At 59.8% G+C, this 16,451-nt stretch carries 14 protein-coding genes; 1 reads left to right on the top strand and 13 read right to left on the bottom strand.

Annotation, left to right across the window (positions count from 1 at the left end):
• Positions 1-40: 40 nt before the first annotated feature.
• From AC0NIE_RS33885 to aepX, 10 genes are all read right to left on the bottom strand, one after another.
• Complete coding sequence (locus AC0NIE_RS33885) at positions 41-1,072, bottom strand: ABC transporter ATP-binding protein (RefSeq protein WP_473489451.1); 1,032 nt, start codon at positions 1,070-1,072, stop codon at positions 41-43.
• Complete coding sequence (locus tag AC0NIE_RS33880) at positions 1,069-2,085, bottom strand: ABC transporter ATP-binding protein (RefSeq protein WP_473489450.1); 1,017 nt, start codon at positions 2,083-2,085, stop codon at positions 1,069-1,071. Before AC0NIE_RS33880 ends, AC0NIE_RS33885 begins: the two co-directional genes overlap by 4 nt.
• Positions 2,086-2,119: 34 nt before the next feature.
• Positions 2,120-3,607 carry an ABC transporter substrate-binding protein gene (locus AC0NIE_RS33875; protein ID WP_473489449.1) on the bottom strand — a complete coding sequence of 496 codons (1,488 nt, stop codon included), beginning with the start codon at positions 3,605-3,607 and terminating at the stop codon, positions 2,120-2,122.
• Between the two features lie 94 nt (positions 3,608-3,701).
• Positions 3,702-4,607 (bottom strand): ABC transporter permease, encoded by a 906-nt coding sequence (locus AC0NIE_RS33870; protein ID WP_473489448.1) that lies wholly within the window; start codon positions 4,605-4,607, stop codon positions 3,702-3,704.
• A 2-nt stretch (positions 4,608-4,609) separates the two neighbouring features.
• On the bottom strand, positions 4,610-5,545 hold the full coding sequence (locus AC0NIE_RS33865) for an ABC transporter permease (RefSeq protein WP_473489447.1): 936 nt from the start codon (positions 5,543-5,545) through the stop codon (positions 4,610-4,612).
• A 269-nt stretch (positions 5,546-5,814) separates the two neighbouring features.
• Positions 5,815-7,437: an asparagine synthase-related protein gene (locus AC0NIE_RS33860; RefSeq protein WP_473489446.1), complete on the bottom strand. Its 1,623-nt coding sequence runs from the start codon at positions 7,435-7,437 to the stop codon at positions 5,815-5,817.
• Positions 7,438-8,078: 641 nt separating this feature from the next.
• A complete protein-coding gene (locus AC0NIE_RS33855; protein ID WP_473489445.1) occupies positions 8,079-8,714 on the bottom strand; it encodes a CDP-alcohol phosphatidyltransferase family protein in 636 nt (211 codons plus the stop codon).
• The gene (locus tag AC0NIE_RS33850) at positions 8,711-9,532 is read right to left on the bottom strand and encodes a phosphocholine cytidylyltransferase family protein (protein WP_473489444.1); all 822 of its coding nucleotides are present in this window, start codon (positions 9,530-9,532) and stop codon (positions 8,711-8,713) included. The genes AC0NIE_RS33855 and AC0NIE_RS33850 overlap by 4 nt, the downstream gene beginning before the upstream one ends.
• A gap of 23 nt (positions 9,533-9,555) precedes the next feature.
• Positions 9,556-10,764 (bottom strand): pyridoxal phosphate-dependent aminotransferase, encoded by a 1,209-nt coding sequence (locus tag AC0NIE_RS33845; protein ID WP_473489443.1) that lies wholly within the window; start codon positions 10,762-10,764, stop codon positions 9,556-9,558.
• 16 nt (positions 10,765-10,780) lie between these two features.
• Positions 10,781-11,743 carry a phosphoenolpyruvate mutase gene (gene aepX, locus AC0NIE_RS33840; protein WP_473489442.1) on the bottom strand — a complete coding sequence of 321 codons (963 nt, stop codon included), beginning with the start codon at positions 11,741-11,743 and terminating at the stop codon, positions 10,781-10,783.
• Between the two features lie 664 nt (positions 11,744-12,407).
• On the opposite strand from aepX, the gene AC0NIE_RS33835 reads away from it, so the two are divergent.
• On the top strand, positions 12,408-12,557 hold the full coding sequence (locus tag AC0NIE_RS33835; protein WP_473489441.1) for a KTSC domain-containing protein: 150 nt from the start codon (positions 12,408-12,410) through the stop codon (positions 12,555-12,557).
• Positions 12,558-12,843: 286 nt separating this feature from the next.
• Here AC0NIE_RS33835 and fni read toward each other — a convergent pair whose 3' ends face one another.
• From fni to AC0NIE_RS33820, 3 genes are all read right to left on the bottom strand, one after another.
• A complete protein-coding gene (fni, locus tag AC0NIE_RS33830; RefSeq protein WP_473489440.1) occupies positions 12,844-13,893 on the bottom strand; it encodes a type 2 isopentenyl-diphosphate Delta-isomerase in 1,050 nt (349 codons plus the stop codon).
• Between the two features lie 85 nt (positions 13,894-13,978).
• Positions 13,979-14,875, bottom strand: coding sequence for a terpene synthase family protein (locus tag AC0NIE_RS33825; protein ID WP_473489439.1), 897 nt, complete (start codon positions 14,873-14,875; stop codon positions 13,979-13,981).
• Positions 14,872-16,422: a hypothetical protein gene (locus AC0NIE_RS33820; protein WP_473489438.1), complete on the bottom strand. Its 1,551-nt coding sequence runs from the start codon at positions 16,420-16,422 to the stop codon at positions 14,872-14,874. The genes AC0NIE_RS33825 and AC0NIE_RS33820 overlap by 4 nt, the downstream gene beginning before the upstream one ends.
• Between the last annotated feature and the right edge of the window lie 29 nt (positions 16,423-16,451).

The following is a 16,451-nucleotide window of genomic DNA, read 5'->3' as shown; positions in this document are numbered from 1 at the left end:
AAGCTTCCTATGTACCATGGATACTACCTTGAGTGAGAGTTTAACGGTTTAGGCATGCGGCCCAATGCCCTGGACCGATTTGCCGAAGGTTTGGCGTGACTTGTGAACATTCCAAGCTGGCGATCGGGCATCGCGTTCTGAAGACGCAGCCGGAAGGCGGTGTAACAGCGCTTGGAACTTCGCCTTGGAGGACTGCCCGTTTTTTGCGAAGCCGTGGATGGTCGACCGGTAGAGCCGAGACCAGCGCTTCGGTGTAAGGATGAGCGGGCGCGTCCCGAAATATCGCGGTGGGAGCAATCTCCACGATCTTCCCGAGATACATGACGATCACACGATCCGCGATATGGCTAATCACCCGCAGATCATGCGAGATGAACAGGATTGTGAGCGCAAGCCTATCCTTCAGATCAAGAAGCAGATTAACGATCTGAGCTTGAACGGAAACATCGAGGGCCGACACGGGCTCATCGGCGACGATGAAGTCCGGCTCGGTGGCTAATACCCTGGCGATGGCAATCCGCTGGCGTTGCCCGCCGCTGAACGCGTGGGGGTGACGAGAGGCGTGTGCCGGAGCTAGTCCAACTTGCGACAAGAGTTCGCCGATCCGTTCGGTCCGCACCCGCTTTGTCAAATGACCGTGGTGGATGGACAGCGGTTCGCCAATGGCTTCCGCAACCGTCATTCGCGGGTTGAGGCTGCTATAGGGATCCTGGAACACCATCTGCATGTGCCGGCGGAAGGAACGCATTTCGGGCGGCGACAATGTAGTGAGGTCGACCCCGTTGAACCGGATCTCGCCAGAACTCGGGTCGATAAGCCGCAGCAAGCTTCGACCGAACGTCGTCTTGCCTGAACCAGATTCGCCGACCAGACCGACGATTTCACCGGCGGCGATCGAAAGTGAGACTCCATCAACGGCCTTTATCGTACGCCTTAGGCTAAACGGTGAAAACGCCGCCCGCAGTGGAATATGCACGCGAAGGTCGTTCACTTCGAGGAAAGAGCTCCCGAGAACCGGGCTCGATATGGAGCCTTTCTCTGGTTTATCAAGATGGCCAAGGTGAGCATTCATACGACCAACTCCGGCTCCGCAGTGGCCGCTATGATCTGGCGCCAATGCAAACAACGAACGCTGTGGCCGCGAAGTTCTTCAAGTCCCGGCATCCTGTTAGCGCAATCACCGTCGGCATAACTGCAGCGCGGGTGAAAAGAGCAGCCACTGGCGAGGTTTGCGAGATCCGGGGGACTGCCGGGTACGGCAGAAAGCCGGCGAGACAATCCGCCTCCATAATTCAGGTCGGGGCGCGCGCTCAACAAGGCACGAGTATAGGGCATCCGGGGATTGTCGAAGATCTCGGTGACATCCCCTTCTTCCACGATCCGACCGGCATACATCACCAGAACCCGGTCAGCGATTTCCGCGACAACGCTCAGGTCGTGCGTAATGAAGAGCAGCGCCATGCCGGTCTCCCGCTGCATGTCGTGAAGAAGGGCGAGAATTTGTGATTGAATGGTCACATCGAGCGCCGTCGTCGGCTCATCGGCGATGAGCATCTTGGGATCGCATGAAAGCGCGATCGCGATCATCGCTCTTTGCCGCATACCCCCGGAAAGCTGGTGCGGGTAATCGTCCAGGCGCCGTCCAGCATCGGAGATGCCCACGCGATCAAGCATTGTCTTGGCCTGACGTCGCGCCTCAGTAGGACTGCATTGTCGATGCGTTCGAACAACCTCCGTGATCTGCTCGCCGATCGTGTAGACTGGATTGAGCGCCGTCGCCGGTTCCTGGAATATCATGGCAATCTCGTTGCCCAAGATGCCGCGCTGACGTCGAGGGGAGAATTGGAGAAGGTCCTCACCTTGAAAAAGGACCTTCCCCGCAACAATGCGTCCCAGCGATTTTGGAATGAGATTCAGGATGGAAAAAGCAGTCGCCGATTTGCCCGATCCAGATTCACCGACCAGGCAGACCGTACTTCCCTTTTGAATCGAGAACGAAACATCTTCGACTGCTTTGACAGTGCGACCTTGAGTGTGGAAATGGGTGCGCAATTTTTCGACGCGCAAGAGTTCGTTCTCGTTCATCCTGGACTCATCTGATTGCTGGAACTCTGGCACATCACTTGTCGAAGTGGATGTTGCCTGGACGAAAATCCATCGTATGGTCAGTGTTTGGGAGCCACTGAATATTGGATTTGACCCCATAGAACTCCGGCGCGCGATACAGGTACGTGCCGGGCGCTTCTTCCTCGAAGATGTCGATCATCTTCTGGTAGATGTCGCGTCGACGCTTTACATCGAGTGTCGTCTCGCCCTGTTCGGCCAGTTCGTCGAAGCGCGCCTCATCTTTCCATAGACGCTTCGACCAGGTCATGAACAGGGTAACCGCAGGATCCGTGGGCACGACCCAATCCGATCCGTTTCGTACTGCCAGTACGGGATTATCCTTCGCGAGTTTGCTCCATCCTTCGTCAACACGAACACTGGCGTTCACCCCAATGGCTTTCCACATCTCCACGACGGCTTCCGCAACGGCAACTCCGTTGGTGTAGTAGACCGGGTGAGTTACGAAGTAGATCGGTTCACCCTTGTAAGATGACTCCGAAAGCAACTGACGAGCCCGATCCGGGTCGAAAGCCGGGGTCGGCCGATCAGGATTATAAAGTTCAGGCCCCCATGCCTCGTACTGCGCCGAATGCGGAACCGTGGCCTTTTCATCCCATAGGGCCTTGACGAGCAACTGGCGGTCGATCGCAAGGTTGAGTGCCTGGCGCAGCTTCTTGTCAGCCATGACTGGATTGTATGTATTGTAGAGAAGGAAGTGATGGTTCATCAACACGCTGCGAATCTCGCAGCAACCCTGGCTTTCAACCGCTTTCAGTTGATCCGGCGGAAGACTGTTGATGATGTCGACTTCACCATTTGCAAGCGCAGTGATCCTTGCCGAAACCTCGGGAATGGCCTTGAAGGTCAATGTGGAGATTGTCGGCCGTCCGCGGAAATAGGAGTCATTAGCCTTGAGTTGCATGCTCTCGTCAGGCTGAAGTTTGACAAAAGTGAACGGACCTGTTCCGACCGGCTTCTGTCCGAATCCCGCCTCTCCAACTGCCTCAAAATAAGCCTTCGGCACGATGTCGCTGGCGTGATACGCCAATAAGTGAAGCAGTATGGGACTGGGTGCTTTTGTCGTGATCCTCACGGTCAGATCATCGACAACGTCAATGCGCTCAATGACCTTCAGCAGGTTCCTGGCACCGACGTAGTCGGACGCCGGATCGAGGATACGATCGAAGGTAAACTTTACGTCGGCGCTGGTGAGCGCCTGGCCGTTATGGAAATGGACCTCTGGCCGAAGAGAAAACTCCATGGTGCGATCATCCATCCGCTTCCAGCTTTGTGCGAGGCCCGGAATGAGCTCATAGGCCGTCCGGTCCTTGCTTTTGGAGAAGTCCCTCGCAACCAGCGTGTCGAAGACATTATGGGTGATAGGAAAGTCCACGTTTCCGAGGGCCAGGCCGGGATCGAAATTGGCCTTGACCGTATTGACGCCGACGGTAAGTGGCGGTCTCGTGTCGTTCTGCGCCACCGCGAAGGTCGGCAGCAGCATTGCAACTGCTAGAAGTAGATATCGCATTCGGGATTCTCCAAAAAAGGTGGATGATGTTAGGCATTCCTGCAGGAATAGGGTAAGGGCTGCACCATTACGTGCGGCTCCGAGGATCAAGAACATCGCGCAGCCAATCACCGATGATGGATGCTGCGACCGTGATCATGACGATCACGATACATGGTATGATGGCGAGCCAAGGGGAGGAGATCAGGTAGTTTCTTGCCTCGCCAAGCAACGAGCCGAGAGAAACATTTGGCGGCTGGACGCCGACGCCAAGGAACGAAAGGGAGGACTCCAGAACGACTATTTCGGCAAAGCTCAAGCTCGCCAAGACGATGATGGGTGAGAATGTGTTGGGAAGAACGTGGCGTATCGCAATTCGCCAAGGCGACGCACCGGAGCAGCGAGCGGCTTCGATGAAGCTGCGTCCTTGCAAGGCGTGCACCTCTCCACGGACCACCCGGGAGTACTTGTAGTAATCGGAAAAGCCAACGATCAGCACCAAGACCAGTGGATGCGTGCCAACAAGGGCGACTGCTGTAAGGGCGATCAACGTCGTCGGCACTGCGGCCTGTGCGTCGACAACAGCGGCGATGCACTGGTCGGTCCACCCTCCTGCAGTCCCCGCGACCAGTCCACTGAATGTCCCTGCAATGACCCCGATGAGAACGCCGGCACCCGCTATAAGCAATGTAGTGCGCGTTGCGGAAAGCAGGCGCGAAAGCACATCGCGCCCAAGATGATCGGTTCCAAGGAGATAATCACTTGCACCGCCGGCGAATATCGGCGGTCGCAGCCGGCTCAAAAGGCTCTGCGCGGCAATGTCATGTGGAGCGATTGCGGGCGCTGCAGCAGCCAACAGCACGATGACGAAAAGGAACAAGAGTGATATGATTGTCACCCTCGGCAAGCGGTCACGTCGTCTCGGAACGGACACGCGTTCAGCTCCGAAACCGCCAGCATCCAGTTCTGAAGCGTCAGTGATTCTGTTGGTCATGATCACCTCCCACGCACCCGCGGATCCAGCAAACCATAGGCAAAATCAACGAGAAGATTAGCCAAGATGACTGTTGCAGAAAAAACGAGGATTCCGAATTGCAGCATGCCGAAATCACGCTTCATGACGGCCTCGATTACAAGCCGCCCCACTCCCGGCCACGCAAAAACCGATTCCGTCACTACCGCGCCCGCAATCAGACCCCCGAGTTGCAGCCCAAGGATCGTCAGTACGGGCAGAATGGCGTTCCTTAATCCGTGCTTCAGCACGACAACGGCAGGGCTTAGTCCCTTGCTGCGGGCATAGCGCATGTAATCCTGTGATAAGACTTCGAGCATGCTGCTGCGGACGAGCCGCGATATGTTCGCGGATGCCGCGACTGCAAGTGTGATGACGGGAAGAATCATGTGCTTCCAGGTCCCCATGCCGCCACTTGGCAGGAGCTTTAAGGACAGGCTGAAAATCAAGATTGCTGCAATGCCGACTACAAAATTGGGAATGGCCTGCATCACGACCGTTGCAGTCGTGACTGAACGATCGAAAACGGCGTTGTGATGGAGTGCAGCCCAGAGGCCACCGCCTAAGCCAATGGCGATCGACAAGAAGAAAGCGGGAATGGTCAGAAGGAGGGTGTTCGGAACCCGCTCTGTAAACAGATCGACGACCGGCCTGTTTGAGAAGAAGCTCTGTCCGAAATCACCCCGAAGGAGTGCTTCACCATACCGCAGATATTGCGTTGGAATGTCATCATCAAGTCCAAGCTTTGTTCTAAGCTCGACACGTTGTTCTTCCGGCATTTCCGGTGGAATGAGGAAGGATGTCGGATCGCCCGTCAGGCGCGTCGCGACAAAAACGACGGTCAGAATGGCCCACAAGGTGAAAGCGCTGCGCAAGGCTCTTGATAGGAAGAACATGGAAATTCCTTCTCGCAGCAGCATCTGGGACGGGGCCATCCACCTGCTAGATGACCAGATGTCTAGGTATCTTCCATAAAGCTCCTTTGTAACTCCTTCATGACAGGTTCTTACACCCGCACATCGGTGACGGTGCAGCCCGATTATCTGGGATGGTACGAGTTCTTGACCCAAACCCATTTCGCGACCTTGCTCGTCGGGACAACCGACCTCAGAGCGCATTACCACCGTCGCTCTTGAAAGCTTTCCAGCCTATATCTGTGCCCCTCAGAGACTATTCTCTGATGTCTTCCTTAGATAAGCTTTGACTGAGACGGTGCATTCGTAAAGGCATCCGTCCAAATCTCAAATATCAGCAGGTTCCAAAGGGTCTGGAATCGCGCCTTCGTGAAGTTGTCTTTGCTTTCGGATATACACGCCTGCACATCGCCAGGTGATACGATCGCATGTCGTTCAATGCGGTCCTTCGTCAGGTACCGTCGCGAGAGTTCCAATAGGGCGTCGCGCGTGTCGGCATCATATCGCAGTTGTTGAATCCCCTTCGGGCGCTGAAGAATTTCAGGAGGAAGCAGACTGCTGATGCTCTCCCGGAAGAAAGCCTTGACATGACATTCCGTCACTTTTTGTCGAGCGGGGAGGCGTAGGGACAAGTCGAGCAAGGATCGTCTCGATAGCGGCATAACCAACTCAAGTTCCGCGCTTGAAGCGAGCAAGGTCTGCGCACCGATACGTTCGTCCCAGTCGGTGAGCGATTGGCGAAGATTGTCAAAAAGGAGATCTTTGGGACCTTCCTGATCAGCTGGCTTGATATCTAGCGATCCCGATTGGTCCTTGCGCGAAAGGTCATCGCGCGCGTTGTTCATCCTAAGCCAAAGATCCCTATGGTAGGCCATGCCGCCAAAAAGCGTGTCGCTGAGATTGCCCGAAAAAAGCGTTTGCACGGACCTTGACGCGTCTCGCCACAGAGCGAAAAGGCAGGGAAACTCATCATAGCCGCCCGGATTACCCAGAACTCGTACGGCTTGCTGCATGAGGGAAGCCAAGTCTTGCGGGCCGACGATAGTTTCGTGATGCTCCAAGCCAAGATGGGAGGCGGTCACGCGACCTCCTTGGATCTCCGGGTCCTCCTCGCCGTAACCAACGGTGAAGCTCCGTATGACACGGCGCGGATCGGCTTCTTGCAGCAGCGCTGCGATCGCGGCGGAGTCGATACCGCCGCTGAGTGAAACGCCGATATCGCCCTGCGAACGTAGAAGTGATTCCGCCACGGTCCGACGAAGAAGCGACAACAATTCGTCGGACGACAGTGGGTCTCTGGGCTGAATATACTCATTTGCCTGAGGCTGCAGGCGACGAAGACAGTGCAACTCATGGCCGAATATCTCGACGAAGCCAGCTCGCGCTGGCCGTATATCGCGATGGAAGGTCAATCCAGCCGGCGCCCAACCACGTTCAATGAATGCACGAACGGCAGCGACATCGAAGGCGGGATGAAGTTCCGGAACCTTGCATAGTGGTGAGTAGGTCGTGGAAAATGCAATGCCAGACGGAAGATGAGCGATGAACAGCGGACGGGTACCGAAGGTATCCCGTGCAATGTGCAATCTGCCACTCGCGGCGTCGTGCAGCGCAATGGCGAATTGACCATCAAGGTCGTCGAACGCGTCTTGTCCGCGTGATCGATATTCCTCCACGAAACGATCAGGATCGAATGTGATGCGCTGACGCTTTTCCGTCGCAATATAAGCCACTTCATCGAACAACAGACTCACACCACCACGCCGGAATTGCGAAAGTTCATTTGGCAGATGGTTATCGTCGTAATGAGCTTTACCTTTTTCGCTGAGCTCGCGGCTGGCGAACTCGCTGGTCACGGAGAACTCGCCGTGCTCGTACCTGCCTACGATCGCTGTCATTGCATTCAGCCCCCAAACTATGATTCCACGGCGCGTGCCAAGGGCCAGAAGGACGCCAACAAGCTGACATAAGGGAGTGCCCGTTCGCGAATGAGGCCCGGACGCCGTCCATGTCGGAAACGTTCAAAACCGGCAAGGTATCGACCCTCTTAAATACTTTTGCGTAGTGCTCGACGATGGCAAAGCCGAGCTCACACTCTTCCGTGAGTTCGCAGGGGTCTGGTAACCTACAAAAGAAACCTCGAGAGGAAGCTACAATGACGCCCTCCGTGGCGAGGCGGATAAGTGATTTTCGAACCGGTGGTACAGTCACGGTGAGAGAATATGCGAGATCTGCGACGTCAATATGCTCGCCTGCCAGGTAGCCGGCTCCTAACACGACAGTCTTTACTCGCAGGCCATGCCGTACCCGCCGCGCGGTCGCTGTCCCTCCCGGTAAAGCGTGGAAGCGAATGGCTTTCGCAATGTCCAACGTAGCTAGTTCTTCGAGCGTTTTATTCAGATAAGTCGCGACCAAAGGCCTCGGAGGAGGAAAATTTCTTACGAAATCGACCGAAGGCTGTGCTGTGATAATGGGAACTTCGGTCCCGATCAGCGCGATCTCGTTCATTCCATTTCGCCACTTGCTCATCTCGAGAAACTCAGTTTGCCGGAACTGCAGTTCCGATTTCTTGCAGGGCAACCAAGGCCATCGACGCAGCGATAGCGCAGGCGGTGGCTAGCGGGACCGCCCTTCCTCGGATCGCCGGGACACGAATAGTTGTCGTGACGTGGAGCACTGCCAACGCGATGAACAGCATCGCCACAGTTGCTGCGAAAGAGGTCGGCGAGAGAAAAGGTCTAAGGAGCAGCAGTAGGGCAAGGAGCGGAGTGTCGTAAGAGACTGGGATGCCTGTGAAGCGCGCGTCTGCCGCCAATCCAACGTTCTCGAAATAGCTGAGCCTGATGGCACCCGCCAACACTAGAATCAAGCTCGCGATCAACGATATGGCGCTGCCCTGGCCGATGAGAATGATAACCGCCGCGGGGAACACCACGCCATGAATGAAGTCGGCGAACCCGTCGAAGCTCTTTCCGAAGTCCGCCACGCCCGGGCGGCGAAGGTGGCTCGTCTTGCGCGCAACGTGCCCGTCCCAATGGTCCAGAAACCAGGTCCAGAGCATGGCTGCGACACCGAGCTCGATCCTTCCGTTGAGGGCGAGGTACAGCCCCACGACCGCGAACAGGTATGCGAGCGCCGTGATGGCATTCGCGTAATCACGCAGGTAGCCGATCATCTCCTTGGTCCTGCCGCGAGTGTGGCTGAAGATGCACCGGCTAATGCAAGTGCGGGCGGCAACCCGAAAATCTCCTCCGCTAACCGGAGATCGGCCTCACTATCGATCTCGAACCAGCGGGTATCGCTGCAGTCAGCCGCCGAAAGCTGCAGCTCGCGGCTTTCCACCAGAAGCGACAGAATTTGTTCAACATAGGCGATGTGGTACCCGCTCTCGACGGCGCGATGGAGAGCCGGCACTAGCCGATCGTGCAGTGCCGCCGCAGAGAAACGGGTCAGGTTGATCGTCTTGAAGAGACTCCTTGCCTGCGCCTGTGCCGGCGTCTGGTTCATCACGAACGTGGAGACAGAGTGATCTTCGGCCAATTCGACCGCCGACCCGCTCATTGCTTCGGTGAAGGCGGCGACGGCCGCCACATTCTTTTTCGTCGCCGAGACAGTCCGAAGCGTCCGTTCCAGCACCTCGCGCTCAAAGAACACGTCGCCTTCGAGGAAGATAGTGTCGCCGGCAAGCATTGTGTTCCGCGCCAGCCAGAGCGAATAGGCGCTGCTGGTCCGGTCAAATATCGGATTGTGGACATACTCGATTTCCACCTCCTCGAACCGCCGGCCGCACGACTGCTCGATCGATTCCTTGCGGTAGCCTACGACAATGGTCGCTTCGCAAATCCCGAGCTCGGAGAGCTGATGCAGCGCGTTGTGCAGTATAGGGGTGCCGTTTACCTCCACCAGAGGCTTCGGAACGGAATCCGTATACGGGCGCAGTCTCGATCCCGTGCCTGCGGCGAGGATGACGGCAGTCCGAGTACGGTTGCTCATATCGAATGTCCTTCTGATGAGGCTCAGGCAGCCACTTGTCTGGTCTTGAGGCTGTTCAACGTTTCGACGACCTTTTGCAGTCCCTGCTCCAGCTGGCCTGGGGGCGCCCCGAATGACAGTCGCAGACCATTCGGATCACCGAATGTGCCACCGGCGACGGAGCCCACGCCGGTTTCATCGAGAAGCAACCGGGCCACGTCGTCTGTGGTCCGCACGGGCCCCCCCTGCGGCAGCGAAGCGATCAACGTGCTCAAGTCGAGATAGAAGAAAAACGAACCCTCGGCGCGCGGTGCATCGACATCGCGCAGGCCGGACAGAATGTGCAGCCCCACGGTACGAGCATCAGTCAATCGCCGGTGCATCTCCCGTTCGAAACGGCCATCACCAACCTGTAGGTGATGCAGAATGGCGTGTTGCGCAATCACGTTGGGGTTCGAGGTCGTGTGACTCTGCAGTTTCTTGGCCGCGGAAACGATCTCCGGCGGCGCCGCAAAATAGCCCAGGCGCCATCCAGTGATCGCCAGCTCCTTGGAGAAGGCATTTACCAGGATTGTCCGCGACCGAACCCCGGGATGGGCCATGACGACGGATTCATGGCGTCCACCCGTGAAGACAAAGCTGGAATAGCATTCGTCGGAAACGATCCAGAGCTGATAATTGATAGCGATATCGCCAATGGCCTGAAGCGTTGTTCGATCGTAGACAGCGCCTGTGGGATTGTTAGGCGAGTTGATGATGATGGCTTTCGTGCGCGGTGTGACGGCGGCACGGATTGCGCCAATGTCAGGAACATAGGTTGGCGGCCGGACTTCGACGAATACGGGCTTTGCGCCGGCAAGAAGAACTTGGGACGGGAATGTCGGCCAGCACGGGCGAAAGATGATGACCTCGTCGCCTGGGTCGAGCACAGCCAGAGCAGCATCGAGCAATCCTTGTTTTGCGCCCGCGGTGATGACGATATCGTCGATGTTCCAGCCAACGCCTGTTTCGATCGTCAGTTTTTTCGCGACGGCTTCCCGGAGCGGTGCCAGACCGATTGAATCCGTATAGCGGTTCGTGCCGGCATTGATTGCGGCGATCGCTCCATTGCGAACTGACGTGGGCGGCTCGATGATCACCTCGCCGGCCGCCAGATCAATGATCTGACGGCCGGCCGCGGCAGCAACCTTGGCTGCCTCGCGGGCGGCGGCAGTGCCCGGACCTGAAAGCAAGGACATCCGCTGCGCAAGCATGTGCGCCCCTCCTGAGCTAATTGTCGAATTTTTGAACTTGGTCCGAGTCGCTCGGACGTCGCTCTGCTGTCCGCTTCGGCAGATACTGTTCTTCCGCCTGAGCCAGTTCGTGATAGCCGATCAGGCTGAACAGCTCGTCGAGGCCGGCAACCTGGTCCTCTATCCCGGCGATGCTTTCTTCCGACGAGATGCGGCCGCAGATGTCACGCATGCCAGCGATCGCCGCCCGCATCGAATGGTTGGCCCAGATGACCGTCGAAATGCCGGCATCACGAAAAACCGAAGCCGGCGTTTTGTAGTATTTGGTGGGAACGATGACGATCGGCAGCTTGTTGTTCCATTCCTGGGCGAAGGTCAGGATCTCGTCTGCGACTGCCTTGCCGGAGTGTATGAGGATCGCGTCGGGGCCGGCTTCTGCATAAGCCTCGGCCCGGACCAGCGCCTCATCGAGACCGTGACCGGCGATCAGCGCCTCGATCCGCGCGACGACGACGAAATCCGGTCCCGTCGTGTCTTTCACGGCTTTGAGCCGGCCGCAGAATTCGTCGATGTCAGCAAGCGGATGCCGATCCCCGACAAAGGAGTTCAACTTCGGAAAGCCCTTGTCTTCAAGGCACATGCCGCTGGCCCCGCGTTGCTCAAGCTTCCGCGCGACCAAGCGAGCATTGTTGAAATTTCCGAAGCCGCTGTCACCATCGACAAGAACAGGGATGTCCGTCGCATCGACTATGCGCTCGACGACGTCGACGACTTGGGTCCAACTCGCTTCGTTGGCGTCGCGATAGCCGAGCGCCGAGGCGATGGAAAGACCAGAGGCCCAGAGCCCGCGAAAGCCGACACGCTCGGCAATCGCTGCCGAAAGCCCATCATGCGCTTCCATCAAAAATGTGAGGTCGTTGGAAAAAATGAGCTCGCGAAGGGTCGTCGATGACGCCGTCACCGGCAAGACTTCCGCCCCGAACGAAATCGCCTTGCTCATTGTATGACCTCCTCCATAACTCAGGTCCAATGAACTCGGTGAACGGGACGTTACTCATCGTCACCTGACCTCGCTATCGAAAAGTCCTTTGGCCTACATATGCGCAATGGTCGTGAGATCCGCTGGAAGCGGCTCTGTGCCGGAGCGCACGTTACAGATCAAGCAGCAAGAGCCATGCCACCTAAAAAGCCGTTGTTATTGCAATAGGTTGGCTTTGCGCGGCTGGTTCCGTTTGTTAGCGACGAAACCATTCTGTCGGGATTGCGACAGTGGACAAGCTATATCACGGTGCGAGGTTGGCAGGTCGCCCCGTAATTATGAGTCCTTGGCCACGCTAGAGCACGTCCTGATTTAATCCGGCTCATATCTTGCGGCTTTGCTATGTCCTTTGCACCCTTGATTGCCCCAGAGATCTACGCGCCGCGCTCGGATTTTCTGCTGGGAATGCATGAGGCCGGCGTAGAAAGAGAGACCCGGAAGACCGTGCCTGCCGCGTTTGCGATGCCGCGATGCGTGGGTGGCCCGGAGCAAATCCTCGTGCGTTGCTCGGGAGCAACACCACGAAGGAACGTGACAGGCTCTGCGATCGTTGAAGACTGTTGCTCGAGCTGCATCATGCCATCCACCTCGATACGCAAACGATCCGAAGCGCAAAGTCCTTTCGGTGTGGTTCGTCGCCAGCGGCAAACGGTACGAGTTTGAGGACGTGCCGCCGGAGACCTTCGCCGCGTTCAAAGCCGCCTTCGCCAAAGGCCGCTTTTTCAATGACCATATCCGCAATCAATTCCGGCACCGCCTGGTTGGTACTCAATAACGAGCTTCAATGGCCTGAACCTGTCGGAGTCCTACGGAGAGTTTCTGTCATTCCTCGCGTCTGGTCTAGCCGCACCAGCGCTTCATTGACCATCAGCCGGATTGGGCACAGTAGATGATCGGCTGGAAAGAAATCCTCCAACCGCTTTCATCGTGAACAGCTGCTCCATGAACACATCGCTCCGCGCATCGAACCGCTTCGCCAAGGTGGATCAGTAGTCTATGTTTGGCGTAGGTATTTCAGCAGTGTGCTAGGCGCCCGCCGCCACGTGCGGGCGACGCCGGCATCAACCGGCGGGCAGATGCGCCGAGGGCAACAAGCGCGCCTGACGCAGCGCCGCCAGATCAGCCGAGCCGGTGCAGAAGCAGGCGACGGCCAACTGGCGGATGACGATCTCGAAATGCGCGACAACCGCCTCGGTGGACACCGTCGCCGCGTGCAGCACGCCGGCCGCCTGCCCGGCGATGTCCGCGCCCAGGCGGATGGCCTTGGCCACGTCGACGCCGTCGCGGATCCCGCCCGACGCGATCAGCTTCACCCTTGGCAGCGCCCGACGTACCGCCTGCACGCTGGCCGGGGTCGGAATCCCCCAATCGGCGAACGCCATCGCCACTGCACGGTCGGCGGCATCGTGGGCGCGCTCGCCCTCCACCGCGGCCCAACTGGTGCCGCCGGCGCCGGCGATATCGATCACCGCCACGCCCGCCTCGACGAGCGCACAGGCCGCCGAGGTGGACAGGCCCGACCCCACTTCCTTGGCCACGATCGGCACGTCCACGCTGCGCGCGGCGCGAGCGATCTGCGCCAGGACGCCGCGCCAGTCGCGGTCGCCCTCCGGCTGTACCGCTTCCTGCAGCGGATTGAGATGGACGATGAGTCCATCGGCCTCCAGCGTATCCACCGCCCGGCGCGCCAGGTCCAGGCCGTCGGCCTCGCGCAGTTGCGCGGCGCCGATATTGGCCAGCAAGGGAATGTCTGGAGCCAGGCGGCGCAGCGCGCGCGTCAGCCCCTGGGAGTTGCGGGATTGCAGGCTCACGCGCTGCGAACCGACGCACATGGCGATCCCCAAGGCTTGCGCTGCCTCGCTCAGATGCCGGTTGATGGCCTCGGCGCGTGGCATGCCGCCGGTCATGGAGCTGATCAGCAGCGGCGCGCGCATGGTCTTGCCCAGCAGCGAGGCGCGCAGGTCGATCTGTGTCAGGTCCAACTCGGGCAATGCGCAGTGTTCGAAACGGATGTACTCCCAGCTGGCGGCGGCCGTGGCCGGCGCCGTTCGCCGATCCAGCACGATGTCAAGATGATCGTCCTTGCGCCGGCTCAGGGCGGTGTCGCTCATGCTCGCTCCATCCGTCGCATCGGGCGATGTCGTTGCGTCGGATCGGACCGACGGCAGCGCGCGCACGCCGCCGCCTCCCGCGCGTTCAGGCCGGCGCACGCTGGCCTCCCCCCCGCAGCGTCGCTGCGTAGCGGCTGGTCGAAGTCTGGTAGTACTGCGCGCGGATGGCCGCCATGGCCTCGATCAACGGTCTCCACGGCGCGGGAAAGCGTTCTTCCGCCATCACCCGGTGCAGCATGCGCGTATGGCCGGCCAGCTCGTCGTTGAGGAACTCCACCACAGGCATAGCCGGATAGCGGTGCAGCAGCAGGATCGCCGCGTTGTCGGCCTCGCCGGCCAACCTGTCCTTGTCGCGTCCATGCAGATCGTTCTGCAGGCGCCCTATCGCGGAGATGAGCCGCAGGACCTGGCGAAACGCCGGACGCGCGCGCAAGGTCGCCATGTCCAGCCCCCACAGCAACGACAGGCAACAGAACACGTTCGCGTAGGCGATCGAATCGATGCCGTTGTGGAGGTACTCGGCGTAGGACCAGCGTTCCACCCCTGCCGCCTGCGCGGCGCGCAGCGCCGCGCAGTAGCACCGGGTATCGTCGAGAAGCTGAGCATAGTCGCGACGATCGTAGGCGAGCGCGGCCAGCGAAGCGCGCAGCAAAGCGCAGCCCTCGAATCCAGGGAGCGCGCACGGTACGCCCTGCCACAGCGCCTGCTCCACCGCGGCGAGCTGCTCCGGCGCGATCAGGCCAAGGTCGTTGCAATCGTCGAGCCAGAACAGCAGCGCCAGTTCGCTATAGAACGCCACGATCAGCGTTTCGTCCTGCGGATCGCGGCCGGTGCGGGCGCTGGTGTCGCGCAGGCTCGGGTGGATGCGCTGCAGGATGTACTGGCCGCCCCTGACCGCTTCTACGGCATGCTCGTCGGCGAACCCGGTTAGGGAACGCCCCCACTCCAGCACCTGCTGCAGCGCGCGCTCGGTCTGGATCATGGCGCCGCTCCTGCTCCCTCGGCCAGGACGCGCCGCCCCCAACGAAGCGCCAGCCACAACCCGGCGAGTTCGGCCACGCGCACGACCCGGGTGGGGCAATACAGTTCCTTGCCGATCCACAGCGGCGCCTGCGGCAATGCATGCGCCGCATGGCGGGCGAGCATCCACTCCATCGCACGCGCCACCGCCTGCGCGATGCGCCGACGCCCTGTCGGCTCTTCGCTCCCGTCCAACACGTGCAACGCGAACAGCGCATAGGCGGTTTCCTCGAATGAGGACGCGCGACCGGCGCCCCAGCCGCCGTCGTCGCGCTGCGCCTGCAGCAGCGCCGCCAGCGCGCGCTCGTCGCGCCACTGGGGCTTGCCTTGCGCCAGAGCAGCGACCGCATGGGCGGTGGGATACAGCCACGAAACGTGCCATTTTTCGTTGTCCCATAGACCGTGCGGGTTGCGATTGGCCTCGACGTAGGCGCTGGTGCCGGCGGCGGGCTTTCCCAACAGTCGCGACGCATGCAGGGCATGGATGTTGGTCGACACCGAGGCATTGCGCTCGCCGGGGAAGGTGACGAACAGCTCGCCGATTTCGAAATGGCGCAACGCATCGACCGCCGGGTCGCGGCCTGCAAGGCGCAGGACGCACAACGCAACGGCGGTGTCGTCCGCATCGGCCGCGAAGTGCAAGGCCGGGCCCAGACCGCGCACGCCCAGGCGGGCGTCGAGCTGCGCGACGATCACGCGCACCGCCTCGGCGAGCGCGGGATGCGCGAACAGCCCGGCCAGATGCAGGGTGTACAGCGACCAGCATGGCTCGAACACATTGATCGGCCAGACGTTGGGCACGACACCTTCGATGCCGCTGTGCGTCGCCCGCGATGCCGCCTGCAGATACGCGTCGGCGCGCCCAACCTGCGGCGTGTTCCCCTGTGTCACGGCGTGCGCACGCCACGCGGCGGTGGCCGCCGGGCTGATGCCGATGCTGCCGTCGTCATCCGGGCATGCGGTGGTCGGCGACGTCCCCCAGGCTTCCCAGGAGTGCAGCAAGGGATGGCCGCTCGGCAACGTCGCCACCGCCCCCAGCTTGAGCAGGCACGCTTGCCGCAACGGCAACAGCGCCTGGTGGCGCGGAAACGCCACGCCGCCCAGCAAGGATGCGGCCTCGCCGCACAACTGCGGCAGGATCAGCTCCGCGCCGATCGGCGCGTCTTCCGGCACCGCATGCGCGTAGGGATCGGGCTGGCGCTCGAGGAACTGGGTTGCAGCCTGGACTGCGTCGGCAGCGCCGGGAAGAGGATCGGCACGCTGCAATGCCAGCAACGCCGCCCACGTGGGCGCATGGCGAAACAGCGGGAAGTCCGCGCTTCCCCATCCGCCATCGGCCTGTTGCTGCGCGATGAGCCACGCGTATGCGTCCTGGCGACCGGTGACGTTGCCGCGGAACTGCAGAGCTCGCGCGGTGTCGTAGACGGACGGACCGACGCTGCCGCCGTCGCTCATCTCGCTCAGCAGGTGGCGCAACTCGGAAAGGATCTGTTCGGACAGCGCGTTCAAGCGGGATGTTCCTTCTGCAGACGGTTGAC

This window comes from Mesorhizobium sp. WSM4842 (assembly GCF_055901575.1).
Note: the sequence above shows the minus strand (reverse complement) of the source record. Positions and strands in the feature narration are given on the sequence as shown.